The sequence below is a fragment of the Arthrobacter sp. KNU40 genome (genome assembly GCF_051515115.1).
Lineage (GTDB): Bacteria > Actinomycetota > Actinomycetes > Actinomycetales > Micrococcaceae > Arthrobacter.
This window is the reverse complement of the sequence record NZ_CP195850.1, coordinates 2399759-2426496: the sequence shown is the minus strand read 5'-3', so window position 1 is coordinate 2426496 and position 26738 is coordinate 2399759. Positions and strand designations below refer to the sequence as shown.

General features: G+C 64.6%; 21 protein-coding genes. 11 read left to right on the top strand and 10 right to left on the bottom strand.

Annotated features, from left to right (window positions below):
- Positions 1 to 244: 244 nt before the first annotated feature.
- On the bottom strand, positions 245 to 913 hold the full coding sequence (locus ACSKT0_RS11135) for a TetR/AcrR family transcriptional regulator (protein WP_437773804.1): 669 nt from the start codon (positions 911 to 913) through the stop codon (positions 245 to 247).
- 97 nt (positions 914 to 1010) lie between these two features.
- Here ACSKT0_RS11135 and ACSKT0_RS11130 point away from each other — a divergent pair, with 97 nt between their 5' ends.
- Complete coding sequence (locus tag ACSKT0_RS11130) at positions 1011 to 1757, top strand: maleylpyruvate isomerase family mycothiol-dependent enzyme (protein WP_437773803.1); 747 nt, start codon at positions 1011 to 1013, stop codon at positions 1755 to 1757.
- Between the two features lie 90 nt (positions 1758 to 1847).
- A complete protein-coding gene (locus ACSKT0_RS11125) occupies positions 1848 to 2045 on the top strand; it encodes a hypothetical protein (RefSeq protein ID WP_437773802.1) in 198 nt (65 codons plus the stop codon).
- Positions 2046 to 2193: 148 nt separating this feature from the next.
- Here ACSKT0_RS11125 and ACSKT0_RS11120 read toward each other — a convergent pair whose 3' ends face one another.
- Positions 2194 to 6228 (bottom strand): choice-of-anchor D domain-containing protein, encoded by a 4035-nt coding sequence (locus ACSKT0_RS11120; protein WP_437773801.1) that lies wholly within the window; start codon positions 6226 to 6228, stop codon positions 2194 to 2196.
- 1134 nt (positions 6229 to 7362) lie between these two features.
- On the opposite strand from ACSKT0_RS11120, the gene ACSKT0_RS11115 reads away from it, so the two are divergent.
- On the top strand, positions 7363 to 9948 hold the full coding sequence (locus tag ACSKT0_RS11115) for a fibronectin type III domain-containing protein (RefSeq protein ID WP_437773800.1): 2586 nt from the start codon (positions 7363 to 7365) through the stop codon (positions 9946 to 9948).
- Positions 9949 to 10227: 279 nt separating this feature from the next.
- Here the strand turns inward: ACSKT0_RS11115 and ACSKT0_RS11110 are convergent, their stop codons facing one another.
- Both ACSKT0_RS11110 and ACSKT0_RS11105 read right to left on the bottom strand, forming a co-directional pair.
- Positions 10228 to 10383 (bottom strand): response regulator transcription factor, encoded by a 156-nt coding sequence (locus ACSKT0_RS11110; RefSeq protein WP_437773799.1) that lies wholly within the window; start codon positions 10381 to 10383, stop codon positions 10228 to 10230.
- 44 nt (positions 10384 to 10427) lie between these two features.
- Complete coding sequence (locus ACSKT0_RS11105; protein ID WP_437773798.1) at positions 10428 to 10934, bottom strand: hypothetical protein; 507 nt, start codon at positions 10932 to 10934, stop codon at positions 10428 to 10430.
- A gap of 660 nt (positions 10935 to 11594) precedes the next feature.
- On the opposite strand from ACSKT0_RS11105, the gene ACSKT0_RS11100 reads away from it, so the two are divergent.
- The gene (locus ACSKT0_RS11100; RefSeq protein WP_437773797.1) at positions 11595 to 12707 is read left to right on the top strand and encodes a tetratricopeptide repeat protein; all 1113 of its coding nucleotides are present in this window, start codon (positions 11595 to 11597) and stop codon (positions 12705 to 12707) included.
- A 34-nt stretch (positions 12708 to 12741) separates the two neighbouring features.
- Here the strand turns inward: ACSKT0_RS11100 and ACSKT0_RS11095 are convergent, their stop codons facing one another.
- Positions 12742 to 13389: a helix-turn-helix domain-containing protein gene (locus tag ACSKT0_RS11095; protein ID WP_437773796.1), complete on the bottom strand. Its 648-nt coding sequence runs from the start codon at positions 13387 to 13389 to the stop codon at positions 12742 to 12744.
- 673 nt (positions 13390 to 14062) lie between these two features.
- Here ACSKT0_RS11095 and ACSKT0_RS11090 point away from each other — a divergent pair.
- From ACSKT0_RS11090 to ACSKT0_RS11065, 6 genes are all read left to right on the top strand, one after another.
- Complete coding sequence (locus tag ACSKT0_RS11090) at positions 14063 to 14458, top strand: hypothetical protein (protein WP_437773795.1); 396 nt, start codon at positions 14063 to 14065, stop codon at positions 14456 to 14458.
- Between the two features lie 93 nt (positions 14459 to 14551).
- Positions 14552 to 15973: a glycosyltransferase family 2 protein gene (locus ACSKT0_RS11085; RefSeq protein ID WP_437773794.1), complete on the top strand. Its 1422-nt coding sequence runs from the start codon at positions 14552 to 14554 to the stop codon at positions 15971 to 15973.
- Positions 15974 to 16090: 117 nt separating this feature from the next.
- Positions 16091 to 16801, top strand: coding sequence for a hypothetical protein (locus tag ACSKT0_RS11080; protein ID WP_437773793.1), 711 nt, complete (start codon positions 16091 to 16093; stop codon positions 16799 to 16801).
- Positions 16802 to 17141: 340 nt separating this feature from the next.
- Complete coding sequence (locus tag ACSKT0_RS11075; protein WP_437773792.1) at positions 17142 to 17675, top strand: hypothetical protein; 534 nt, start codon at positions 17142 to 17144, stop codon at positions 17673 to 17675.
- Positions 17676 to 18363: 688 nt separating this feature from the next.
- Positions 18364 to 18753, top strand: coding sequence for a lipopolysaccharide assembly protein LapA domain-containing protein (locus tag ACSKT0_RS11070; RefSeq protein ID WP_437773791.1), 390 nt, complete (start codon positions 18364 to 18366; stop codon positions 18751 to 18753).
- Between the two features lie 294 nt (positions 18754 to 19047).
- Positions 19048 to 19326 (top strand): hypothetical protein, encoded by a 279-nt coding sequence (locus ACSKT0_RS11065; protein ID WP_437773790.1) that lies wholly within the window; start codon positions 19048 to 19050, stop codon positions 19324 to 19326.
- 108 nt (positions 19327 to 19434) lie between these two features.
- On the opposite strand, the gene ACSKT0_RS11060 is transcribed toward ACSKT0_RS11065, so the two are convergent.
- The gene (locus ACSKT0_RS11060; RefSeq protein ID WP_437773789.1) at positions 19435 to 20802 is read right to left on the bottom strand and encodes an MFS transporter; all 1368 of its coding nucleotides are present in this window, start codon (positions 20800 to 20802) and stop codon (positions 19435 to 19437) included.
- A gap of 123 nt (positions 20803 to 20925) precedes the next feature.
- Positions 20926 to 21861, bottom strand: a complete 936-nt coding sequence (locus tag ACSKT0_RS11055) for a dihydrodipicolinate synthase family protein (protein ID WP_437773788.1) — start codon at positions 21859 to 21861, stop codon at positions 20926 to 20928.
- Between the two features lie 162 nt (positions 21862 to 22023).
- On the opposite strand from ACSKT0_RS11055, the gene ACSKT0_RS11050 reads away from it, so the two are divergent.
- Positions 22024 to 23046 carry a LacI family DNA-binding transcriptional regulator gene (locus tag ACSKT0_RS11050; protein WP_437773787.1) on the top strand — a complete coding sequence of 341 codons (1023 nt, stop codon included), beginning with the start codon at positions 22024 to 22026 and terminating at the stop codon, positions 23044 to 23046.
- Between the two features lie 23 nt (positions 23047 to 23069).
- On the opposite strand, the gene ACSKT0_RS11045 is transcribed toward ACSKT0_RS11050, so the two are convergent.
- Genes ACSKT0_RS11045 through ACSKT0_RS11035 form a run of 3 tightly spaced genes read right to left on the bottom strand, consistent with a single transcriptional unit; the run spans position 23070 to position 26727 of the window.
- Positions 23070 to 24050 carry a D-2-hydroxyacid dehydrogenase gene (locus ACSKT0_RS11045; RefSeq protein WP_437773786.1) on the bottom strand — a complete coding sequence of 327 codons (981 nt, stop codon included), beginning with the start codon at positions 24048 to 24050 and terminating at the stop codon, positions 23070 to 23072.
- Positions 24047 to 25183 (bottom strand): tartrate dehydrogenase, encoded by a 1137-nt coding sequence (locus ACSKT0_RS11040; protein WP_437773785.1) that lies wholly within the window; start codon positions 25181 to 25183, stop codon positions 24047 to 24049. Before ACSKT0_RS11040 ends, ACSKT0_RS11045 begins: the two co-directional genes overlap by 4 nt.
- Positions 25180 to 26727, bottom strand: coding sequence for an aldehyde dehydrogenase family protein (locus tag ACSKT0_RS11035; protein ID WP_437773784.1), 1548 nt, complete (start codon positions 26725 to 26727; stop codon positions 25180 to 25182). Before ACSKT0_RS11035 ends, ACSKT0_RS11040 begins: the two co-directional genes overlap by 4 nt.
- Positions 26728 to 26738: the final 11 nt, after the last annotated feature.

Here is a 26738-nt window from a genome sequence, read left to right as displayed (position 1 = left end):
GGAGTGAACGTAGGCCCATAGCCGCCTGCTCGCATTTGTCGTGATCGGACTCCTCATCCCATTACCCCGCCCCGACGGTCAGAGGCCGTCCCCCAAGCCGGTCGATCGGCATCGGTAGTTAGGGAGGTGGATTACCGCCTGGGCCGTCGAATATCGAGTGTCGGCCAGGTCTGGGAATTGTCCGGGCCACCTACGGGCGTCTAGCGGTTGAAACGGGACGGTTGAGTTCGCAAACGGTTCCGGCTCAACGCAGACCAGGATCAGGTCCATCTTCCTCGCCAGCCTGCGGGTAGTGCCGGGTGATGTGCGCAAGGAACATGTCGACGGCATCCCCAAGAAGTTGCCGCCAGCGGTCTCCTCCCGGGTCGTTGGAGAGCTGTTGGCTGACCAGACCAGTGATGAGCGCTGTCCAGAGGTCGACAGCATCGGGCGTGTCGGCTCCGACGCCGGCGAGGAAGGCGGAGGCCTCCTCGAGGGCGCGGACGGCGCTGGAGTAGGATTCCGGACTCGGCCTAAAGCCCGGGACGGGGCGTTCGAACAGTAACTGGTAGCGGGCAATGTCGGCGGTGCAAAAATCGAAGAACATCCGTGCCGCTGCCAGAAGCGTGGCCCGGGGGGCTCCTGAAGGGCCGGACTGGAGAACAACTGTCAGGAATTCCCGGGCCGCCTGGTCGAACATCGCATCGTAGATGGCCGCCTTTCCGGGAAAGTAGACGTAGAGCGACGGCGGGCGCATGCCGACCTCGTCGGCGACTTCGCGCAGCGACAGGGCGGCGACTCCTCGCTTCCGGACGTTTTCCCACGCAGCGCTCAGGATTTCACTGCGCGTGTCCTGATGCCTGCGGGCGCGCCGGTCCTGTCGCCGCGCAGGCGCTGGCTCCCGAGGCGGTGCAGCCGGCTGCTGGGACTTCATCATCATTCTCCTACGCACATTAGGTAAACCTATTGACTTCAGTCTAGCGCGGGTGTCCTATTCATATTAGGAAAAACAAATACCAGGAGGCAATGCCATGCGGGGAATTCAGCCGGAGGATTCGGCAACGTTCACGCTTAGCCACGCGGAATGGATGGACAGGGCAACAGAGGAATACGGGCGCATCCTGGCCCTTCTGACCGCGTTGCCGAAGGACGCCTGGTCCGCCACCACGGACTGTCCCGAATGGGACGTCCGCAGACTGGTGGCGCATCTGGTCGGAGCCGCGGAGGCATCGGCGAGTCCCCGCGAAAGTATGCATCAGGTGCGGGCCGGAAAGAAGCTGCACCCAGGCGGCCCCGTCGTCGACCGGATGAATGCGCTCCAGGTCCACGAGCGTGCCAGCCATGCCCCGGCAAGGCTCCTCACGGACCTCGCCGAGGCGTCAATTCGTGCGGTGGCGGCGCGCCGAAAGATTCCAATTGCCGTCCGGGCGATACCGGTGCCTTGGGGGCCTCCGCTAGGCGTGCGGTCCGTCGGATACCTGATGGACCGCATCTACACGCGTGATGCCTGGATGCACCGGATTGACATCAGCCGGGCCACCGGCGCCAGCCTGGCCACGACTGCGGCCCATGACGGGCGGATTGTCGGGGACATCGTCCACGAGTGGGCAGCCAAGCACCGGAAGCCGTTCCAGCTGGAACTCACCGGCACCGCAGGCGGTCGCTGGTCCTCCGGTATCGGCGGGCAGCAGATCTGTCTGGAGGCGATCGAGTTCGCCCGGGTTCTGTCCGGACGCGTCAAAGCCACCGGGCTGCTCACCATCGGGGTACCTTTCTAGTCGCGGCCACCACTGACACGCTGCGAACCGCAAGAATCGTAGGAAACCATGCCTCTGCAAAGTACACGGAACGGTGCCGCTCACCACCCCATGATGCTTGTTGCGGGGATTCTTTTGAGCGTGGGATTGCTGCACCTGCCCGGCGAACCGATACGTGCCCATCTTGAAATCACGACCGACAAGGCACTTCCTCAGGGCTGGACGCAAGTCAAGATGGATGAGCCCTGGAGCAGCTTCCCGCTCGATTCACGCGAACTTTGGAAGTTCCGGCTGACGGCCAGACATTGAGGCGTTCCAGCGTTGCCTGCTCTCTCGAAGGCGGCGTAGGCTCGTGCTCCGGCCCGGCCGGACTGCACCCTGCTGGCTCGTGCCGCGCGACCCGTGGTTGCAGAACCGTTAAGCCTGCAGCCCGACGGGGCGCTCTTCGAGCAAGTAGCTAGCCGCTGACCGTTCCTGTTTGCGAGTTCCATGTCAGCCGGCCGCCGCCGAAATCCGACTCCCGACCGAGGGGAACTGCGTACTCGTCGGTCAGCGGGTAGCCCAGCCGTCCCTGTTCCCAGCCCAGCGCGGCCCACTTCGCCCGGATGGCCCCCTGGACCTCGTGCGCCCCCGTCGCCGGCGACCAGTAAATCGAAGAGCCCCCGGAACCGGTGAAATGGGTGTACTGACCCACCCCGTCAGGAGTGCCCATGACGTCGGTGGTCGGGAAGCCAAGGCTCCCGGCCGCCCCGCCGGCAGCCTGATACCGGGTATAGACCGCACCATGGACCTCATGCGCCCCCGTCGCCGGGGACCAATACACCGAAGCGCCCCCGGAACCAGAGAAATCGTTGTACCGGCCCGCCCCGTCAGCCGTTGCCAGTTCATCGGTCAGCGGGTAGCCCAGCCGTCCCTGTTCCCAGCCCAGCGCGGCCCACTTCGCCTGGATGGCCCCCTGGACCTCGTGCGCCCCCGTCGCCGGCGACCAGTAAATCGAAGAGCCCCCGGAACCGGTGAAATGGGTGTACTGACCCACCCCGTCAGGAGTGCCCATGACGTCGGTGGTCGGGAAGCCAAGGCTCCCGGCCGCCCCGCCGGCAGCCTGATACCGGGTATAGACCGCACCATGGACCTCATGCGCCCCCGTCGCCGGGGACCAATACACCGAAGCGCCCCCGGAACCAGAGAAATCGTTGTACCGGCCCGCCCCGTCAGCCGTTGCCAGTTCATCGGTCAGCGGGTAGCCCAGCCGTCCCTGTTCCCAGCCCAGCGCGGCCCACTTCGCCCGGATGGCCCCCTGGACCTCGTGCGCCCCCGTCGCCGGCGACCAGTAAATCGAAGAGCCCCCGGAACCGGTGAAATGGGTGTACTGACCCACCCCGTCAGGAGTGCCCATGACGTCGGTGGTCGGGAAGCCAAGGCTCCCGGCCGCCCCGCCGGCAGCCTGATACCGGGTATAGACCGCACCATGGACCTCATGCGCCCCCGTCGCCGGGGACCAATACACCGAAGCGCCCCCGGAACCAGAGAAATCGTTGTACCGGCCCGCCCCGTCAGCCGTTGCCAGTTCATCGGTCAGCGGGTAGCCCAGCCGTCCCTGTTCCCAGCCCAGCGCGGCCCACTTCGCCTGGATGGCCCCCTGGACCTCGTGCGCCCCCGTCGCCGGCGACCAGTAAATCGAAGAGCCCCCGGAACCGGTGAAATGGGTGTACTGACCCACCCCGTCAGGAGTGCCCATGACGTCGGTGGTCGGGAAGCCAAGGCTCCCGGCCGCCCCGCCGGCAGCCTGATACCGGGTATAGACCGCACCATGGACCTCATGCGCCCCCGTCGCCGGGGACCAGCAGACCACGCCACGGACGAAATCCTGACATTTCCCTGACGCCACGGGGTATTGCAAAGAAAGCGCGCTCCCAAGATTCGATTGCAGCTGGCCGGCACCGACCTGCTGGGCCTTGACCGCGATTGGGTCGTCCACGCCGTTGCCGGTGAGCATCACAGTGAGTGGCCCTTGGCCGTCGTCGGCGGTGATCAGGTAGAAGGTGTTCTGAGTTCCAGCGGGCCCGACGGCGGTCGGCGCGAAGGTCACGCTTTGGAATGCGGAGCCACCCGCGGGAATCGTCAGGCCCTCAGCGATGGGTGCGGTCGTTGAGAAAAGTCCTAGCGGCGCCTTCGCCTTGGTGATGGTCATCGGGATGTTGCCGGTATTGAGTATCTTGAAGTCCCGGGTTGTCGATGTCCCCACCGGTATGTCACCGAAATCCAGCGTGGGCGGCAGTTGCAGGTGCGCAGCCCCTGAGATGGCGGTCGCGGTGATCGGCACGGTCACCGCGCCGTAGTCGCTGACGACAACGAGCTGGTCGCTCACAGGATTTGCTGTGGCGGGGCTGAACGTCAGGGACACCGGGACCGAGGCGAGGGGCTGGATTTGTTGACCTACGACCGGCGCTGTGCCGGTGTCCACGCTGAGCTCTGCATTGGCCGGGAGGGTGATTCCGGTGATCGTGACAACCGTTGTGCCTGTATTGACGATGCTGACGGTCCGCCGGCTGATCGTCTGGGTCGGCACGCTCGTGTACTGCAACGCGGGCGGTGTCGAGCCCAAGCCGTCCTTCGTGCCGACGCCGTGGACGCCGAGGATGTCGGTCTCGCCGTCGGCCGTGGTGACGGTCAGCGTGCCGTCGGCCTGGCCGGCAGCCGACGGCGAGAAGGTCACCGGGACAGCGAGACTGCCGCCGCCGGCCAGAGTCTGAGGCAGCGTGAGGGAGGTTCCGATTTGGAACGGAGCACTCGCCGTGACGGAGCTGATCGATACCGGCCTGGACGCGGTGATCGTCACTACACCCGTCTGCGCGGCACCTACCGGGACCTGGCCTAGGTCGGTGCCCGTCGCACCTACTGCGGCGGTTGTCGGGGAGCCGAAGGCTAGCACGTGCCCGTCGCGGGTGCCCACGAACACGCGACCGCCGTCGGTGGCCACGGAGGAGAACTTGGAACCTACGCCCAGTGGGCTGCTGAACACCTGCTGGAGGTGACCGGTGCTGTCCGGAAGCGCGCTGTAGGCGCGCAGTTCTGCGTTGGCACCGGTGGGTCCAGAGACATAGACAACCCAGACAAGGGCGGAAGACCCGTCCGTACCGTTAGAGGTCACTGCCGGCGCACCGGAGGTGTACCCGAAGGTGCCGGGGGACGTCGCGACGGACGCGAGGGTAACCCCGCCCGCACTGTTCGGCATGAGCTTGAAAGCACGTAAGTAGCCGTTGTTCTCGACGTCGTAAAGGTAGCCGCCGCCGCTGGTCCCGAGGAATGCCGGCCGCCCCCAAACTCCGGCGTACGGACCGGCCTCGTCGAGGACGGCGTCGGTTCCGCCGGGGCCCTGCGCCATGCCACCCAAACGGTCGCGGTCCAGAAGGTAGACGTGGCCGTCTTTTCCGACCTGGGCCATTAGGTGCGGGTGCTGCGCCGTGCCGTAACCGTCCGGAATGGCGACAGGGGCCCCGGAACCGAGGTCGGCGTCGTTTTGGTTCAGCCTGGCGTTGGCGGCGGGGCTGAAGAAGTCGGTCGGCGTCAGGTTGCCGTCGCCACCCACTTGGAGCCGGACCACGGACTCCGCCAGCGTCGCTGGTGGAGTGGTGCCCACACCCGGTGCCGGGGAAATGCCGTTCCCGGTGGTGACTATGATCTGGCCCGCGCCATCGGACACCAGGCCGCCGCCGGACTGCCAGATCCCGCCCTCCGCGTTGCTGTTGCCCGATTCGGTGGCCCACATCGTCGTCTGCCGGCCGTTTGTAGACACCCCGACGATGTACCCGACGAAGGGAACGTAGTCGCAGTGGCCGCCGAAGCCGGCGTAGACGACCCCGTTCATGAGCAGCAGTCCTGGCCGCTGCATCGCGGTCATGGCGTTGAATGGATGGGTCGGATCATTGCTCGGGGCTCCGCCAATGAGGACAGGGAACCCCGCCCTCTCGGCCCCGGTCACCGGATCGAGGGAGTGCATGTACCAGTGCGGGAGCTGCGGGCTCGATCCGTCGTTCGTCTTGGCCATCAGGAAAACGGACTTTGTCGCCGGGTCGAAGACCGGAGTGGACGTGATGCCGATGGAAGGCGTGAGGTCGCCGCAGCTCACTGTCGACGCCGGCCAGGCCGGACCGAGGGTACGTACCCACTTCGCCGTCCCTGTGGTGCTGTCCAACCCGTAAACGGCATTGTTCTCCGTCGCTGCGATGACGGTACTGTCGACGACGAGCGGCTGGGCGTACACCTGCCCGTCCACAGCCGTGGAGAACAGTTTGCCGAAGGTTGAGGACGCAACTGACGACGGCGAAAGCGCGCTCTCGGTGCTGTCCCACCCCGTCCGCAGCGCATCGTGGGCGACTGTCCCTACGTCCGCAACGGCGGTGTCGCAAATGGACAGCCCTGTGAGTACGAGCAGTGTTGACACGAATGCCGCCCAGACGTGGCGGGGCAGCGGTTTGGGTTGACCACGCATGTGAGAGACCTGTTTCTGACCCTTGGCTACTGACTCATTGCGTGGAGCCTAGGCGCGGAAAAAGGGCCGCACAGGAGTGGTTCGTGCCCGACTTTGTGGCGCAGGACACCCTATTCCTGAGCCGTCACTACCTGCACTGTGTGTGCAGATCCGCGTGACTACTTGCTTGGTCGAAACCGCGCAGGCCAGAGCATGAGGCCAATCTGCGGTCGACAAAGACCGCATTAGAGACCGCATTCGACGAGGACTTGAGATCCTCCGGCTTCGAGTAGGCACTGGCGACCCACTCCGAAGCCGAAAGTGTTAACACTTTCAACGGCGCCGGATTCGAAGTCCGGTCGCTGGGAGCGCTCCAGTACCCAGGACATGCGAGTATTCCCACACAAAAACAGGTGCCGCCCACTCTCGCCCCAGGCACTGGCCGGCACCTAGGCTCCGGATCGGGCCGCTTTCACGGCCGTCATGAGGCGGGCCCAAATGACATGAGGAGAGCTTTCGATCGCGCGGCCACCGAGGTGCTGACTATGAACGGCTCTGTCCATCCACAGGAGGTCATGATGCGGGCCTGGATCACCAATGAAGTCGTTAACGCCGGCGGTGGTCCTTGGGCTAGCTCTCTGACCGGTCAGCGGCACCCTCGAGGTCCCGGCAAGCCGGCACCTCGCCCTCCGGCGTACCAGTGCCAGCCCCCGGAGGAACACAGCCCTCCGGGGCGAGTGGGAGTGGTCCGTGCCGCACAGTTCTCAGGTATAGCGCCTGCACCGATACCACCTCATAAGGGACACTCCCATGGCAAATACGGGGCATAAGGGAAATTCGGCACGAAGAGGGCGCCGCCCGGCTCTGGCAGCCTCGCTTGTAATGGCCGCTTTAGTGATTTATGCAAGCTTTGGTTCGGGAGGCAGCGTTCAGGCCAGTACGTCCCCCTGTAACCCCACCGCTCCGGCTCCCACTAACGCTGACCCCGGCACAGTGGTAGTGGCCGATAACTTTGAAACCAATGATTTCAGTAGATGGACGACTGTCACCCAGTTGGGCGACGCCACCGCCACGGTGCAATCGGCAATTTCCAACTCCCCCGCCTGCGCTGCACAAATACATGTGACGGGGAATAGCGGTTCCGAGGCTAACGTGGTGAAAAATTTGCCGGCTTCGGCCAGCGAGGTTTGGGCCAGCGGCTGGTTTGACATCACGCGCGAAGGCAGCGCTTCGAACAGTAACGTTCCCACCTTGCGCTTCTTCAACGGCAGCAACCGCCTGTTTGACGTATCGCGTCAAAACGGATCGGGCAGCCTGTTCGTGAGGTGGGCTAGCGGCTCCGGCTTCACCATCGTGGGCGTGGGTAATGTAGCCGTCGGCCAAAAGTTTGCCCTGAAAATTCACCTGGTAGTCAATGGTGCGCAAAGCCAGGTCCAGGTATGGCAGGACGGCACGAAACTCTTTGACCGTTCGAACAGCACGACCGGGTTTATAGATCTCGGTTCATATACTTCGATGAATGTGCTCCAGCTGGGAGCAGAGCACGCGGTGCAGGATGGCGACATGATCGCTGATGACATTATTCTGAAGACGGTGGCTGCCGGTATACCGGCACCTCCGGTGTTCACCGCGGACACTCCCCCGGGCACCGCCACCGCCCGCACCGCCTACAGCTACACCTTCGCCGCGACCGGCAGCCCGGCCCCGACCTTTGCAGTGTCTTCCGGTGCCCTGCCCGGCGGGCTGAGCCTGGACCCCACCACCGGGATCCTCTCCGGCACCCCGACGACGGCCGGCACGGCAACGTTCACGGTCGCCGCGACCAACGGGGCCGGCCCCGACGCGGTCACCCCACCCCTCACGATCACCGTGGCAGCGGCGCCGACCGCGCCTGCCGCGCCCACCGGCGTGACCGCGACGGCGGGCAACGCCTCGGCGTCCGTGTCGTGGACGGCGCCGGCCAACGGCGGCTCCCCCATCACTTCGTATGCGGTGACGCCTACCTCCGGGGGCACGTCTCTGGCTCCGGTGACGGTTACCGGGAATCCGCCCTCGACGACGGCGACCGTCACCGGGCTGACCAACGGCGCGGCCTACACGTTCACGGTCACGGCCACGAACGCCGTCGGAACCTCCGTGCCCTCCGCGGCCTCGGCCCCGGTCACCCCGACGGCCCCGGTTCCGGGCGTGGTCAACGGCGGGTTCGAATCCGGGCTCACGTCCTGGACCACCGGCGGCGCCAGGGCACCGGTGGCCTCGACCACCGCCCACACCGGCACCGGCTCCGCGCTCCTGGGCCTGGCATCCGGCACCGAACCGCTCGGCGACAGTTCCCTGTCCCAGACGATCACCGTCCCCGCTACCGGGACGTCCACCCTGTCCTTCTGGTACCAGCCGCACACCGCCGACGAGACCTGCACCGGCACCGCCTGCCGCTACGACTGGATGGAAGCGCAGGTCCGCACCACCAGCGGCACGGTCCTGGCGAGCCTGTTCAAGCTCTGCAGCGACTCCGGCACCTGGACCCAGCTCAGCGCCAACCTCTCGGCCTACAACGGGCAGAGCATCGTGCTCTGGTTCAACGTCCACCTCGACGGTTCCAGCCCGGCCGATGACACCTGGATGTACCTGGACGACGTGGCCCTCACCAATACCCAGACCACGCCCACGGCACCCGCCGCCCCGACCGGGGTCACCGCGACCGCGGGCAACGCCTCCGCGACCGTGTCCTGGACGGCCCCGGCCAACGGCGGCTCCGCGATCACCTCCTACACGCTCACCCCGCACGCCGGCGCCACCACCCTGGCACCGGTCACCGTGACCGGGAACCCGCCCGCCACCAGCACCACCGTCACCGGCCTGGCCAACGGCACCGCCTACACCTTCACCGTCACCGCGACCAACGCCATCGGCACCTCACCGGCCTCGACGGCCTCGGCGCCGGTCACCCCCACCGCCGGGGCCACGGCACCCGCCGCCCCCACCGGGGTCACCGCGACCGCGGGCAACGGCTCCGCGACCGTGTCCTGGACCGCCCCGGCCAACGGCGGCTCCCCGATCACCTCCTACACCATCACCCCGCACGCCGGCGCCACCACCCTGGCCCCGGTCACCGTGACCGGGAACCCGCCCGCCACCAGCACCACCGTCACCGGCCTGGCCAACGGCACCGCCTACACCTTCACCGTCACCGCCACCAACGCCATCGGCACCTCCGTTGCCTCGGCGGCCTCGGCACCGGTCACCCCCACCGGAACCACCAGCTCGGCCATCACCAACGGCGGCTTCGAATCCGGACTCAGCTCCTGGACCACCGGCGGCGTCAGGGCACCCGTCGCCTCCACCACCGCGCACACCGGCACCGGCTCCGCGCTCCTCGGTCTGGCCTCCGGGGCGGAACCGTTGGGTGACAGCAGCCTGTCCCAGACCATCACCGTCCCCGCCACCGGAACCACCACCCTGTCCTTCTGGTACCAGCCGCACACGAATGACGACACCTGCAACGGCACCACGTGCCGGTACGACTGGATGGAAGCGCAGTTCCGCTCCACGAGCGGCACCACCCTGGCCAGCCTGTTCAAACTCTCCAGTGACTCCGGCACGTGGACCCAGTTCAGCGCCGATCTCTCGGCCTACAAGGGACAGACCATCACGCTGTGGTTCAACGTCCACCTCGACGGCTCCAGCCCCGCCGACGACACCTGGATGTACCTCGACGACATCACCCTCACCACCAGGTGAATTGCTGGGTCTCAACCGTCCGCCGCGACCGAGGGCTCATGACCTCCACAACCACCAGAGCCGTGCAGTGTCCATAGTGGGTCGGTCCCTCGACCTGCCGGGCCAGATCATCGAATTACCGATGGTGTACGGCGCGTCAAGGTAGCGGGACCGCTGGGCCTCGTTCAGCGTCGTAGCGGTACCAATGCTTCGCCCCGGGAGGCGTCAGTCAAGACGAGGTAGTCATCCCGACGGTGCGATCGGGGCAGATGGGGCGCCGGAGCGCAGCTTGAGCATAGGTCATCCCTCGCCCCTCAGGCGGCGGAGGGCGTCCACCCGGTTGTTGCTCCCGAGCTTGGCGTAGGCGTGTTCGAGGTGTTTCGCAACGGTCCTGGGACTACAGCCGAGCAGGTGCCCGATTGCGGCCGTCTTGAGACCTTGACCGAGCAAGCGCATGACATCCTGCTCGCGTGCGGTGAGAGAGAACGCTTCCGCACCGGCTATCTCCGATGAACTGTCCGCATTGCCTGCATACGCAGAATCGAGCAGCTGCAGCATTGGCTGGACCTGCCGGGCCAGCTCGACCTCGTTGTCATTGTCCAGCAGTGAAACGAATCCAGACGGCTGCCCACCGTGAGAAGCGCCAGCTGCCGCTTCACGTCAAGCAGCGAAAGTACTTCCTGGAAGGCGCGGGTTCGGTACAGCTCGAGGTCCGAGATCACGTCGCTCAGGCGGCGGGGACGCCAATCTCCATCCACGCTGTCAGCCTGGAAGCTGACAACGAGCGGGTGCTCGTCATACCTCTCGAGCAGCATCTTGGGCACCTCGGGGCAAGAGTAGTAAGGGTAGGCCAATATCTCCACGTGGCCGGCTCGCGCGTCCAAGGAATTCCAGGTTGCGTGGTCTGAGGGGAAGAGCTTCAGGAGGAGCTGGCTGGCCGCGTCCAGATACGCTTCCCGGTCCCCCAGGTGGTTCAGCTGCGCGGCGAAGTCGGCTGCAGGGTCCATTGCTCCCCCTCGAAGCGGGCGGGAAGGCTGCGGAAGGTTATAACCGCGCCCACCGCGACGTACAAGAAGGTTAGGACCGGGCCGTCCATACGTACAAGAGCGTATTTACGGATTCTTGAACAGAGCGGAACGATGTAGCTGAAATCATTCGACTCGTCGCCTTGAAACAGGGAGAGGGGAGCGATCCGTGTCTCACAGCACCCCTCTGAACCAAACGGGGCTGGGCCGGTAAAAAGCATCAGGGCCGTGGGCGCAAAAGCGTGTACAGGACATCCGCATCGCCAGATAACGAGCATGCTGGAGAGGCCCCCGGCCACCTACACCCACGACCTCGTATCGGAAAGGAGACTGAAACGAAACTCACCCTCAAGCGGGCCCTCTTGGCTGCCGCAGCAGGCATCGGCGCCGTCGTCGTCTCGGCAGGTCCCGCCCTCGCCGGCTCCGGCAATAACCACGCTGAGCCGCTAACACGTCGCTGAAGCGAGGGGCGGCCCTGCACCCCTGAAGTCCGGGGCCGCCTCATCATGAACAATGCCAGGAGGCCGGACATGAAGCCCACCATCACGCGAACGCACGTCGCGGCAGCCTTCCTCCCAGCCACGTCGCGGGAAGTCCCCCAGCCAACCCAGGAACCAAACGGCAGCGATTGCAGGGGGAAAAATGGTCAGGGAAGAGCGCACCAGTTGGACCCTCGTGCGGGCCTGCCATGCGCTGAGCCGGGCAGCTCCGGCGGAGTCGGCGCGTCTCGCGGGTTCGGCGCTTGGACTGCTACCGGCGCAGACGCCTCCATACCTCGCGGCCGTTGCCCGCCGCAGCGGGGTGCTCATGGCCCTCGCGTCCGCCGCTGCGGCACTCCGCGATCACGGGACGGCGATCGCCAACCTGCAGGAAGCCGAGCACCTGCTGCTGCGACTGCCCGGATCGAAGGGCCGAGACAGATGGCTGGCAGAGGTCCTCCTGCGGCTCGGGAACGAACTTCGACTCGCCGGAGATTACGACCAGTCAAGGCTGGTACTTGAGCGCGCTGAGCGCCTCGCGTCAGCAGACCTGGCACGGCCGCTCCGGCTGGCCGCTGTACGGAACCACCAAGGCATCCTGGCCAAAGACACGGGCCGGTTCCCTGAAGCCTCAGAGCGTTACACCATGGCACGCAAGGCGATAGAGTCTCAACTCGGCCCCGCGGCACCGGAGCTCGCTGGCGTCTACCACAATCTTGCCGGGCTTCTCTGTGCACAGGAACGCTTCGCCGACGCCGCGACCCCGGCACTCCGGGCCGTCGCGCTCCGCATGAAGGCCCGCCCTCCCGACGCGGAAGGACTAGCCTCGGACCAGTCCGTACTCGGTACCGTGCTCATCGGCCTCAACATGTTTGACCAGGCCGAGGACTCGTTCCGACGCTCAAATGCGATCTGGTCCACACGGTTAGGTCACGAGCACTACGAGGTCGCCGTCCAGCTGAACGGGCTGGCAGTCATCCACCAGGCGCAGCACCAGTTCGAAACGGCAGCATCGGAGTTTCAGGAAGCACTGCGCATCAAGGAGCGCGTGCTCGGGCCGGCACACCGCGAGATCGCGGCCCTGCTGAACAACCTCGGCACGCTGGAGACGGACAGGGGAGACCTCGAGGAAGCTATGCGCCTCTACGTTGACGCCCTGCGCATCTTCAAAGCCGCGGTGGGCGACCGGCACCCGGACGTCGTCGTCTGTGCCTCCAACTTGCAACGGGCGAGACGCCGACTCGCTTCGGATCCGTCCGGCATAGGCAAACTGTAGGTAGGGAATCGCTCCGCGGATCGTGGCCGGTTCGTCAGCACGTTGGGCCTGGGCCCCTGTGCCCGGTGCCGGAGTTCTTGGATCCTGCATCTTTTGCACCGGCCAGGATCTTCTGGATGCGCTGGTAGGACACTCCGACGACCTCGGCGATTTCCGGAGGGGTCATGCCTTCATCCATCAGTCCCCCGATCGCGTGCACCCGCCGTTGCCCGGCCTCATTCAGCAGTTCGTCGGCCCGGATCTTCAAGGACTCGGCCTGCATCCATGCGAGCATGCCAGGGCACATAGCCTCATAGACGACGTCGAAGAGTATCTGGTCCCTTCCAATCCGCAGGATATCGGAGAGCCGCTCGGCCAAGGACCGTTGCGCGGCCATCAGGCGGGGGCCCGTGACACTCACAGACCTTTCAACATCGCAGATGGTCCACTTCGCACCGTCCCAGGTGGCCCTGATCTTAACCGTCACCGGGGACTCTTCGGGCATCCCCCGGCTGCTGAGCCAGGTGCGGAGCTGCACCGGGTCGTACCGGGCCGCGCCACGGTTCCCGGGCAGACGCAGATCAGCCGCCGTCCCGTTTAGTGCATCAGCCAGGGCTTTGAAGGACATCACGTCCTGCCCTGCCCGCATGGCTGCTTGCCGCAAAGTCAACGGAGCCTCCCGTGACGGCACTCCAGCATCCATCCCATGTCCTCCCCAAAGGCATCAAGGTTCCTGGTTAGAGCAAACAGCCCACGGGTAAGTAGTGGCACGAGTAGCGGCTACTTGATTTCTGGTGGTCGATTCGGACGGAAACACTCAGCCTACTTAGTATCCGGGGTCGTTGCGCTTCCAAGGAAGTCCTTGCCGATGCAGTACGCGGAAAGCCCGACGACGGGCTGTGGTCCCTGCCGCGGAGCGGTTTCGGACCAGGAAATTCACTCCCCCTGAACCGCGCGCCCGAAACCCGGAGGGTGGATCTCGCTACCTGAGAGGGATTCACACTGGCGTTTCAACGTTGAAATCCAAGGGATTTCACAGGCAAATCGCGTCTCGATCACACCTGTCCCGTCAAGCGCGTCTCAGTGTCTTCCAAGTAGCGATTTCCGAGTGTTGCGGTCGAAACGACCGCCCCCAGGCACACGCCGTGCAAGTGCACTTGTCCGGCCACCCAGACGTTCCGCGCCGGATTCGGGTAGCGGCCACTCGGGGCCGCGGCAGCTTCCCGCGCATAGATTCCAACACGAAGGAAACCAAACAAAACGGACAGGAGCCGGGCACGTATGGGTGCAATCCATCGATCGAAACCACCGAAAACCAGTGTGATTCACCGTGTCCGCGACCGGTCAGGGAACGCCCGAGCCTCCGGAGCCCCGCAATGACGATGCCGAAGCAACCCGAAGGCGGGCAGAAGGCCTACCGGGAAGCCGTGAGCATGGAGGTCCCCGCGTTGGTGGAAGCGCTCTGTGATCTGCTCGGGCCGCGTCTGGTGGCCCAGATCGGCGCCGTCAAGGAAACCCGGGCCGTGCGTCAGTGGATTGCCCATGAGCGCGCCCCATCCGCACCCACCGTGAGACGACTCCGCGACACCTACCAGATTGCCCATTCCTTGTCCGAATCATGCAACCCGGAGGTAGTTCAAGCCTGGTTCGACGCCATGAACCCGATGCTGGGCGATTCCTCGCCGGCACGGCTGTTGCGTGACGGCGAGGGCGACGAGACCCCGCTCAGGGTTCTGGCCGCCGCCCGCGACTTCGCTTCCGGCTCCGCATAACTGCGAAGCCCGCCTCACCCCGGAACCCTTTCGTACGAGACCCGGACCAGCCACCAAGCAGGCCCGCCACTGCACTATGCCCAGGAGACAGCTATGACAGAACTACTCGAAAACAGCACCAAGAACCCCTATCTGACCATCGCCCCCCGCAGCACGGCCGAGGATACGGCCCGGGCCACGATTGCCTGCGTGATCCCCGCCTACAACGAGGAAGAGAGCATCGTCGAAGTGCTCCGCGCACTGCTGAGGCAGAGCCGGCTTCCGGACGTGATCCATGTGATCATCAACAACAGCGACGACGACACTTTCTACCTCGCCCGGGAGTTCGCCGGCCCGCACGAACACACGTACCAGGACGTTACCTACCGCACGGAAGTCTTCGTCCATGACATCGGTTCCAACAAGGACAAAAAGGTCGGGGCACTGAACTACGGCTTCGCCCAGGTCTGCGACGAGTACGACTATTTCCTCGGAGTGGACGGCGACACCGTCGTCGACAAGATGGCGGTGGAACGGCTCGAAGCCGAAATCATCTCCGACCCGCGCATCGGCGGCATCTCCGCCATCTACACGGTTTCAGAGTCAGCAGCGGAAGGTTTCACAGCCAAGTTCCTGACCGCGGGACAGCGCGCGCAGTTCGCCGCGTTCAACATGGACAACCTACTGCACGGACGCAATATGGCGGTCCTGGGCGGGCAGTGCTCGATCCTGTCCATGGAAGCACTCAAAAACGTCATGATCGACAACCGGCAGGCAACACCGTGGGTCAAAGACTCCGAGGTAGAGGATTCGCTGCTCTCCCTGCAGATCAAGAACCTGGGCTACGCCACAAAAATCTCCGCCAACGCCCGGGCCACCGTCGGCGGCATGCCCACCATGCGCTCCCTGGACGGCCAGCAAGTGAAGTGGAACTACGGAGCGATCGACCTGATGTGGCCCGGACAGCGCAGCAACACCGCCGGCCAGCCCTTCCATCCAAACCTGCGTTTGCGCTGGAGCGAGAACATCTCGATGCTGTTCAACATCCTCACCCGGCTCTCCTTCATCATGCTCCTGGCGGCCTCATTGAGCATCCAGGCCTACGTCTTCTACCCGGTCTGGCTTATCCCCCCGCTCGTGGCCATCATCCTGAATCTCCGCATCGCCACCTCAATCCAGGGCAAATCCGGCAAGGACATCGCCTTTGCCCTCCTCGCCATACCGGCGGAAATATACCTCTGGCTCCGCATGGGGCACTTTGTCCGCGCCTGGACGAAATTCTTCACCAGCACCCAAACCGACAACTGGGCAGCACAGGCCCGCGCCGAACGGGGAGCCGGCAGCGCCCACATCATGCCCGCGGTGGTGTTCGCCATCATCAGCATCGGCCTGATCGCAGCCTGGCTGCAGCAACCCGTGGACGTGCAGTCCGCCATCCTGTCGGTGGGCTGGCCGGTCCTCTACATCACCACCATGGTCCAGACCGCCTTCATGCTCCGCAAGGCAATCCGCCGCCACCGGGGATTTCATGTCTGACACCCCGCAGCCCGCGACCACAGCCCCCAAACCAGCTGGCCCTCTAGAGCCTCGCCTTCCAGAGGTGCGCTGCAGCAGCCCGGCACGCCCAGAACCCCTCCCACCAAAGGAAAAGCCATGACTCCACGACACTCCGCATCCCGGCAGCCCCGGCGCCCTGCCGGCATTCCCGTCATCGCCGCCGCAGTGACGCTAACCCTCGCCGGCTGCGCTGTTCCCGGCCTCCCCGGAGCCACCGGGGCACCAGGCGCGCCCGAAATGCAACGGGTCGTCGCCGCCGGCGTCCACACCACCGACCCCGTTCCTGCCGCCACGCCCGCCCCGACACCGTCTCCGAGCCCCACCGCTATCGTCACCCCTCCGGCAGCTCCAGCATGGGTTCCGGCGAAGAACGATCTGGGAACCGGCTCCGTGACACATCGAGTTGACGCCGCGTCGCACACCCTGATCATCGACTACTGGACCAATGAGGACCCGGCATCCTGGACGCCGGAAAGTTCACCCCTCATCCGACTCAATGCCCGGATTGACGGCCCCGACAACGGCAACGCGATCAAGGTGACACGATTCAACGTCCGGGCAGACAGCCTCGCGGCTGTGCTCGCCAACGACGCTGGTGAATTCACCGTCGCCCCGCCCTTCAGCTATTCCTCCGGCGTGGTCGTTCCATCAAACCCCAAAGCACACAGCACCCAGCTGTTGCTTACCTTCGACCTGCTCACCGAGACCGCCCCCGGATCAGGCATCTACGCCCGACAAACGGTCCTGGACACCCTGAACATCGGCTACGCGAAGCCCGGATCCGCGACCGTCACACCCGCCCCCTAGCCCCAAAGGCTGCGGGCCGGCACCAGTGCGACCTGCGGAGGTATGCGGCTGATCGCCCGTCGGGCCTCCGCGACGTTCCCTGAACACCTATGCACTAGGACGCGACCAGCACTCTTGCGACTAGAACAGGCACCACAGACTTGCACAGCCTGTTTCCCCCGCGAATGGTTTGGCGGCCGCAGCCGGGACTACCATTCAAGTAATAAGTGTGCTTAGTATGTTCCCAAGCGTGACTTTGGCGCTACAGCCCCTCGCGGCAGACCTAGGGCGCAGAGTCCGCGTTCTTCGGCTCCACCTTCGATCCCACTTCATGTTCGACCTTTTCGTTAGGAACCACATCATGGCAGGAAATCTACTGGCCCGCGCTGTTCACGATCTGTCCGCGGCCGCCTGGTTCGGCGGATCTCTGATGGGCGCCATCGGCCTGAACGGAGCTGCGGCGGAGGCCAGGGACCCTGCCGAACGCACCCGGCTTTCGAGCCTCGGCTGGATGAAATGGGCGCCGGTTCAAACAGCAGCCTTTGCCACGCATCTTATTGCCGACGTCGCCATCGCATGGGAGAACAAGGGCCGGATTGCCAAGCAAGACGGCGTGGGCGTCAACACCGTCTACAAGACGGCAGTCACCTTGGCCGGCGCCGCCGTGACCCTGTACGCGGGCACCCTGGGTAAGCAAGTCGAGCAGATGGCAGACGAAGGCGCGCGTGGTGCCACCGAGCCCCGTGCAGGGGCATCGAAAGAGCTTCAGGCAGCGCAGAAACAGTTGAAGTTGCTGCAGTTCGCCATTCCGGCATTCGCCGCCTGGGTCATCGTCCTCGGGGCGAAGCACGGTGAGATGCAGCGGCCCAAAAACGTTCTCAAGGGCCTCCGCTGACGCCTTGCCACGTGCAGCTTCAAACGCGGGAGATTGCGAGTATTCCAGCCGCCATCCGCACGGGCGCCCCGTGCTGGACGACGCGCGGTTTGCCCGGTATCTCAGATCGTAGGACATCATCACTGGAAGTTCGGTCAGGTACCAGCGCACGCCGGAGCTGACGTAATCGGTGAACACGATGGCATTGCCCGAGTGGCTTTCCAACAATGAATCAAGCCCATTGCGAGAGACTGCCGCAGGACGGTCCGGTGCTCCGAATCCACCACCGGGCCGATGAGCACAACATGGGAGACGAGCTCAGGGCGGCGATCGATGGCGTGAGTGTCCCCTTGTCCGGCCAGGACCGTTTGAAGCCTGCGATGTTAGCGGTGGGACATCCCGATGCCGTGCACCCTCCTGTTCGGCGCAGAGTTCGACGCCGAAATGGAACGCGGGCGGGAACTGCCGGCAGGACTCGACGCCGAAGAAACCATCCAGCTCCCACCCCGTGGAACCACGCGCAGGGGAGAAACTCGAGAAACACGAAGAAGAACACATCGTCGACGGCGAGAGGCTTAGCGGGCACAACCGGGAGGCGGACTGACCCGTCCCGGGACCGGACAAGGACTCAATCGCACGCCATATCTCCTTGACCCGGCCAGGCGATGCTTGATAGGCAGGCAACAAATCGACAAAAGGATGACCAATCATGACCTCGAACCAAGCGATGCCCGAAATACCCGATCCGCAGCCCGGCGGTCCCCCACTCTCTGGATCCACCTCACCGACAGCCGGCGCGCCGCAGGGCGCTTCCGTCGCCCCAAAGCCGAGAACCACACGTGCCGGCGTCGTTTGGGCCGCAGTCGTCGTGGGCTTGCTTGCGCTGATATTGCTGATCATTTTCATCCTGCAGAACCAGCAGCCGGTCAACGTCTTTTTCCTCGGACTGGCTGTCACGGTCCCCCTGGGCATGGCGTTGTTCATCGCCGCAGTCGCCGGAGGGGTCCTCGTAGCCGCGGCCGGTGCAGCACGGATCATTCAGCTCCGGTCCGACGCCCGCAAAATACGAAAGACGCGCAATAAGCCGAATCCAGAGTGAGTCCCGAGCACGATAGCCAAAGTCGTCGTCACCATCTTTCAGGGTGTCATGACACCACGCAGACTTGTCGATGAGGCCAGAACACTCTCGAAGGCAGGAGCACGTCATGTCGGCAGGGACACCTCGGCACACGATCGCCGACTCCCTCGCCCACCTGGTCCCCCGGACGTTTTCGACGACCTGCACGGCCCCGCGACCGGAACCATGGAATTCCCCCTGCACCTGGACTGGGGACCGGAAAGAAGCTACGACGTGGACGATGACCGTAGCTGTTCGGTGCTGTAACAACTCACCTTGCAGAATTCCGGGTCCATCGAGGAAATCTTCCGCACGGTCCATGCGGCACGCCTGACTGCACTGTGGCCGACCATGATCGCGCTCGAGGTCCTGGCCGACGACGCCTTCCTCCTCGCCGGCGGCCAGGCCCTGATTGAACACGGCATCACCGAACGCCCCTCGAACGACGTCGACCTCTCCCTGAAAGACCCCGTCGCGTCCAAGCTTCTCGCCGTCTACTCGCGCGGATACGCCCGCGACTACCTCGACGCCTACTCCATCATCACCAGCACCTGATCACCCTCTGTCAACACCGCCAGGCACGCTGCCCGGCGTGTCAGGCCAACCCTGAATCCACCGTTATTCAGACCATCCCCCGGTTTTCCTTTCTCCGGCTTGTTGCCGCTATTCGAGGTCGGCGATGGTGCGTCCCGTGCGGTCGGGCGTGAGGACGGAGAAGACGACGCCTGCCACGGGGCCGATGATGCCGAGTGCGAGAGCGAACGGGACGGTGCCGGCGAGGGTGAGTGCGAAGAGGGGGAAGACTCCGGCGCCGAGGCCACGTCCTACGTAGTAGCTGGCGCTGGATCCGGTGGAGCGGATGCGGGTGGGGAAGAATTCGGACATCCAGACACCGAGGACGCCGAATCCTCCTGCCCCTCCGGCGCACATCATGAGTGCCCAGAACGCGGGGGCTGTCCAGAACGCGCCGGTGATGTGCGCGTGTCCCGAGGTGAGCAGGGACAGGAACCAGACGAAGCCGACTGTTCCGAAGAGGCAGGCTGCCGTGAATGCGTACTTGCGGCGGATGCGGTCGGAGATGAAGCCGGTGGTCGAGTAGGTGATGATCGTGGAGACGTAGCCGAGCAGGACGATCAGGCTCGCGGTGTCCAGGGGCAGTTGCTGGGTCTTGAGCAGATAGGTGGACAGGTAGGCGCCCACCGAGTTGGTTGTCAGGAACATCGCCGTCGAAAGGATCATGAACAGGACGGTCCCATAGGCGAAACGCGGGCGGAAGATGTCGATAACGGGAACTTTGGAGCGGCGCAGCTCCGGAGGGAGCGTGCCGTTCCTGCGGTGTTCCTGATAGGCGAGCCATTGCTTGGATTCGGGCAGCAGCTTCAGGGATGCTGCCCCGATCACGAGGCTGACCAGGCCGATCGCGATGTAACCGGCCCGCCAACCCAGGTCGTGGCCCAGGGTGGACAGGAACAGGTAAATGAGGCCTGCGGTGAGAATTTCGCCGACGAAGTACATGGACTGGATGATGCCGCCCATGGTGCCGCGCTTTTTGGTCTGCCAGCATTCGGTAAACATCGAGAACGAAAGCCCGAAGAGGCCACCCATGCCGATGCCGGCGAGCACCCGGGTCAGAAGGAAGATTTCGTAGTTGGTTGCCAGCCCGCCGAGGGTAGCGGCGACACCGAATGCCAGGACGGAGATGGCGAAGGTGCGGCGCCGGCCGAGGGTGTCCCCGAGGGTGCCGAAGACGAATCCGCCCAGGATGGAGGCGAAGCCTTGCACCGTGGCGACCGTGATCAGGGCGATGGTGGAGACGTGCAGGCTGTCGGAGATGTACGCGAGAGGGAAACCGATCAGGTTCAGCTCGGCGCCGTCGAACAGGGTTCCCAGCAGGGCGAAGGCCAGGATAAACCGGATTTCCCTGCGGGTGTAGAACGTGGACGTGCCGCCCGAGGGCGCGGCACCTGCTGCAGAGGCCGCCTGCGCCGGGTAGTCCTTAAAGGCGGGGGCCGTCTTGTTCAGCTCGCGCATTTTGCGAGTCCTCCTTCTCCAGCTGCGGTGCTGGGGGTCGTCGTTGACCAAGGTTGGAGAGAGTGAAAATTTGGGGGGGAGGATGGCGGGCGCTTGGCCCGCCACCCTTGGGATCGCTGAGGATCAGGCGGGAACGGTGACGCTGCCCAGGTTCGCGGACTTCAGGGCCCGTGCGATTTCATCGCTGGCGCCTTCAGCCAAGGGAAGCAGCGGCGGCCGGACGGTGGCGTGCTCCAGGATGCCGCGGGCGACGAGGCCTTCCTTGAGGGCGACGGTACCTTCCATATGGGACCCGCGGTGGTAGACGTTCTTGGTCACCGGCAGGAGGCGGTCGTGAATGGCGCGCGCCGCGGCGTAGTCCTTGGCCTTGCCGGCCGCGATCAGCTCCACAAGCGGTTCGGGGGCGAGCCCGCCGTAGCCGACCAGTGCACCGTCGACGTCGAACATGGTGTGCAGCAGGTACTCGTCATGGCAGGTCAGGATCTGCAGCTCCGGGAAGGTGGCGCGAAGGACGGGGATTTCGGTGTCCCAGCGCTTCATGTTCCGCACGCCGTTCTTGGTGGCGAACACCCCTTCCTGCCCGGCGATCTCCAGCTGGGTCTCGAGATCGTAGGTGGCCTTCGTGGCATCCGGGTACTGGAAGAGAATGAGCGGCAGCCCGGACGTTTCGTAGATTTCCTTGTAGCGGGTCTGCGGGGCGCCCTTCTGGTACCCGAAGCGCAGCCAGCCGTGGGATGGGTAGACCAGACCGGCAGATGCTCCGGCCTCGACCGCGCGCTTGGCTTCAAGGGCGGCAACCATGTTGCCCTCCCCCGTGATGCCGGCGATGATCGGGATTTCGCCATTGACGGCGTTCTTGAATTCCCGGATGACAAGGACCTGCTCCTCCTGGGTCAAGAAGGTCCCTTCGCCTGCGTGGCCCAGGACCACCAGGCCCTTGACGCCCTCGACGCCGGCGAGCCAGCCACCCAGGCGGTGGATCGCGTCGACGTCGACGCTGCCGTCCCGGTTGAACGGGGTTACAGGTGCGGGAACGAGCCCGCGAAGATCGATGGTCATGAGAGCTTCCTCTGTTTTCTTGATCGTAGTCCCGCTACAATGTGAGAACGTTTGCGGGAACGTTTTCATTGTGTGGTGTGTTCCGGCTCACTGTCAAGGGCCTGCCAAACACAAGGAGGAAATAGAGTGTCTTCTAGGACAATCCCGAACAGGAGTATTCACATGGAACCGGCCGAACCAGGCGCAAGCGTCACATTGCGGGATGTTGCCGCGGCCAGTGGCGTGAGTCTTTCCACCGCCAGCCGCGCCCTTGACGAGCGGGGGCCGGTATCGCGCTCGGTCGCCGCCCAGCACGTCCGGAAGATTGCCGAGGAACTCGGCTACCGCCGGAACTCCTTCGCATCAAGCCTGCGCCGGGGGGAAACCCGGACGCTAGGGGTGCTCGTGCCGCGCCTGAGCGACACCGTCATGGCACTGCTGTTCGAGGAACTGGAACGCGCGGCGTCGGACCGCGGCTACTTTGCCATGGTCGCCACCAGCGGCGATGACCCCGAAGACGAACGCCGCGCCGCCGAAACCCTGCTGGACCGCAACGTTGACGGGCTGATCCTGGCAACAGCCCGGCTCGACGACGACCTGCCCCGCCTGCTACGCAAACGCGGCGTCACGCACGCCTTGGTCCTGCGCACCGACGGCGTGAGCCCCTCCGCAATCGGCGACGACGAAGTGGGCGGATACCTCGCCGTCCGGCACCTCCTCGATCTGGGGCACCGCGACATCGCAGTGGTGACCGGACCCTCCTTCACCTCCAGCGGCGTCGGGCGTCTCGCAGGCGCACACCGGGCATTCGACGAAGCCGGCATTAACCCTCCCCGGGAATGGTTGATCGCCGCCGGCTATGGAATTGAGAGCGGATTCACGGCCGGAGAAGCGCTGCTAGGCGGAGGCTCCGGGAAGCGGCCGACGGCCGTGTTCGCGGCCAACGACAACATAGCGCTGGGCATCATCGCCGCAGCGCACCGCTTCGGGATCACCGTCGGGAAGGACCTGTCGCTCGTCGGATACAACGACACTCCCCTTTCGGCCAGGCTCTCCACCCCACTGTCGTCGGTCCGGGTGCCCCTAGCCCAGATCGCCAGCACCGCCATTGATCTCATCGTCAACCAGGGCAAGGAACCCCACATCCGGAAATCCATGCCCACCCTTATCCCCAGGGAATCCAGCGGCGCCCCAAGACGCGCGTGACGGGATCCATTGAAACAGGAAGGTCAGGGAACTGAGACGAATCCGAGGGACTTGTCCACGACGTTTTGAAGCTGCTGGCCCTTAATGAAGAGACGGAGGTTGTCCACGAACAGTCTTCCGAGATCGTCAAGATGGTCCTCGGTGTCACCGCTCATGTGAGGGGTGACGATGACGTTCTCCATGCTCCAAAGCGCGTGTCCCCCAGGTAACGGCTCCGGGTGTACGACATCGAGGGCGGCACCGGCGATGGAACCCGATGCCAGTGCTTCAGTAAGGGCGCCGGTGTGAACAAGTTCGGAGCGGCCGACGTTGATCAGGTGCGCCGACGGTTTCATGGAGGCAAGCACGTCGACGTTCACCAGCCCTCTGGTCTCCGCAGTCAGCGGAGCGGCGAGCACCACATAATCAAAGTCATTGACGATGCCGGGCAGGTCTTGGGAGGAGTAGATCCAGTCGAACTCATCGTCCCCAGGACGAGCTGTGCGTCCGGCACCGCTGACTTCCATGCCCACGGCACGGAACAGGCGCGCGGTTTCACGTCCGATGGAGCCTGTGCCCACTACCAGCACGCTCCGGCCCTGAATCTTTCGGGTGACCCGGTGTTGCCAGCGTTGTTGCTGCTGGAGCCGGAACGAACCCTGCATATCCTTGGCCAAATCCAGGACGAAACCAAGGGCAAATTCGGCGATGGCCCGGCTCAGCACACCCCGGGAGTTCGTGCACACAACGTCGCTCTGGATCAGCTCCTCGAAGAGGAGCTGATCCACGCCTGCCGCCGAGACATGGACCCACTTCAGCGACGAGGCTGCAGCCCAGTTCTCCTTCAAGGCAGGTGAGAATGAATGCCACTGGTACAACACGTCCGCGCCGTCCAGCGCCTCAGCAAGCCCGTCGGCCTTGGTAAGGCGGACATCCGCCAGCTCCTCGATCTCCTGCAGCCGGGGCGGCAAAGCCTCACGGTACAGTGCTACGACTACGGGCCGCTCGCGTTCCGTAGCTGTCATGACGACGCCGTTGCTGCCGCCGGCTTGTTCCCGGTCATGGCGTCCATCGCGCCAACGGCGCCAACGGCGCCAACGGCGCGGATGGCGTCAATGGCGACCAGGACGGCTGCGGTGAATTCGGACGTCGAGGACGGTCCTCCGACGTCGCGTGTGCCAAGCCCCTCGCGGAGGACAGACTCGAAGGCCAATTGGAGGTGCTCGGCAGCTTCCGAATGCCCGAGGTGCTGAAGCATCATGGCCCCCGACCACATCTGGCCCACGGGGTTGGCCAGGCCTTTGCCTGCAATGTCCGGTGCTGATCCGTGGACAGGTTCGAAGAGGGACGGGAAGTCACCTTCGGGATTGAGGTTGGCACTCGGGGCAACTCCGATGGAGCCGGTGACGGCGCTACCCAAGTCCGAGAGAATGTCGCCGAGCAGGTTGGAAGCAACGATCACATCAAAGGTCCAGGGTTTCAGGACCAGGTGCGCGGCCAACGCGTCCACAAGTTCGCTGGTGAGCGCCACTTCGGGATAGAGGCGGGCTGTTTCTTCCACCACTTCGTCCCAGAACGGCATGGTGTGGATGATGCCGTTGCTCTTGGTTGCCGAGGTCAGTCGGCCCTTCCGGGAGGATGCGAGCGATGCGGCGTAGTGTGCGGCCCGCGATACTCCCAGGCGGGTGAACATGGTTTCCTGGACCGCGGTTTCATGCGGCAGCCCGCGATAGGTCCGGCCGCCAACCTCCGAGTACTCCCCTTCGTTGTTTTCACGAACGATGAGGATATCGATCGGTTCCTTGGACGCAAGGGGTGACTTCACGCCGTCGAGCGTTTTCACCGGGCGGAGGTTGATGTATTGCTGGAATTCCCGGCGGATAGGAATCAGCAGACCCCATAGGGACTCTGCGTCCGGCACAGCCGGAGAACCCACGGCACCGAGGAAAATGGCATCGTGCGCTGACAGCTGTTCGAGCCCGTCAAGCGGCATCATGCGCCCGTGTTCGGCGTAGTAGTCCGATCCCCAGTCGAAATAGGTGAACTCAAGGTTCAACGAGTGGAGTCCAGCGATGCGTTCAAGGCATTCGATGGCCGCCGGGACAACTTCCTTGCCGATGCCGTCGCCCGGGATCACCGCGATTTGGTGGGTGGTCATGATGCATTCCGTTCTGCGGTCGTCAGCTGTTGCCACCCGGTGGCCGGCTCGGTCAGTTTGATGATGGTGCTTTTGGGTTCGGTCATCTCACGGACGGCGTGCTTGACGCCTTCACGCCCAACACCGGATTTCTTGAACCCGCCAAACGGCATGGAATCGATCCGGACGTCGCTGGTCTCGTTGATCACCACGGCCCCCACGAGCAGCTTGTCAGCAATCGCCAAAGCCAGCTCAAGTGATTCGGTGAAAACGCCCGCTTGGAGCCCGTACTCGGAATCATTGGCTGCGTGGATGGCGTCGGAGACCTGGATAAACGGCATGATGCTGACCACCGGGCCGAACACTTCCTCGCGGATGACCCGGCAGTCGGACGGCACGTCGGTGAGAACCGTCGGCTGGTAGAAGGCGTTGCGGCGCTGCCCGCCCACGTGGACGGTGGCGCCCGCAGCCTTGGCCTCGTCCACCCATTCCTCTACCCGGCGTGCCTCTGTCTCGGTAATAAGGGGGCCGATGTCGGTCCCGCGGTCGAATTTCGCCCCGACGCGGAGCGCCTTGGTCCCGCTGATCACGTGTTGGAGGACCTCGTCGAACAGGGAAATGTGGACGTAGACGCGCTGGACGGACAGGCAGTTCTGGCCGGCCACTCCGAACGCACCGGCCACGATTGCCTCCGAGGCTTTCGCTGGTTCAGCATCGGCGCAGACGATCGTGGCGTTGTTGCCGCCCAGTTCCGAGAGGATCTTCTTGGCACCTGCGGCAGCAGCGATACGGTCCGCCGTCTTTGGGCCGCCGGTGAAGGAAATGAGGTCCACCTGTGGGTCCGTCACGATCGCCTCGGAGACTCCGGGTCCGGCGACAATCGCCGCGATGCGTCCGGCAGGGACACCGGCGTCCAGCAGCAGCTGGACGAAGGCCAGCCCAGTCAGCGGCGTTCGGCCCGAGGGTTTAAGTACGACGCCGTTGCCTCCGATGAGCGCTGGCCCCAGCTTGTGTGCCACGAGGTTGAGCGGATCATTGAACGGTGTGATGGCGGCGACGATTCCCACCGGTTTGCGGCTGTACCATCCGATCTTGTTTGCTCCGGCCATGCTGTCGTCAAAAGCGAGGGTTTCACCATTGAGTTCGCTGGACGCAGCAGCGGAGAGCCGCAACGTTTCGGTGCAGCGGCGCACCTCACGTTCGGCCTCGTTGATGGTCTTGCTGCTTTCCGCGGCAATGATCTCCGCGAAGCGAACGGACTGCTCCGCCAACAGCGCGGCCGCACGTTCCAAAGCCTCGCGGCGGGCCCGTACGGGCCATTCACCGTCCTCCAGGTGCCGATGAATGTAGGCTATGGCCCGCCGTACATCCTGCGGGGTTGAGGAACACACATTTCCCAAGAGGACGCCGTCTTCGGGATCCCGGACCTCCAGGACCATCTCGGCTCTCTCCCAAAGGCCTTCCAGGAATGCGCCACCCGGAAGCGCGGCAATGTTTGCCCGCCTGTAGGCCGTTTCTTCCGCTGTTTTTGGGCGCCGTTCAGCGACGGTTGTTGACGAACTCATAGGAAACCTTC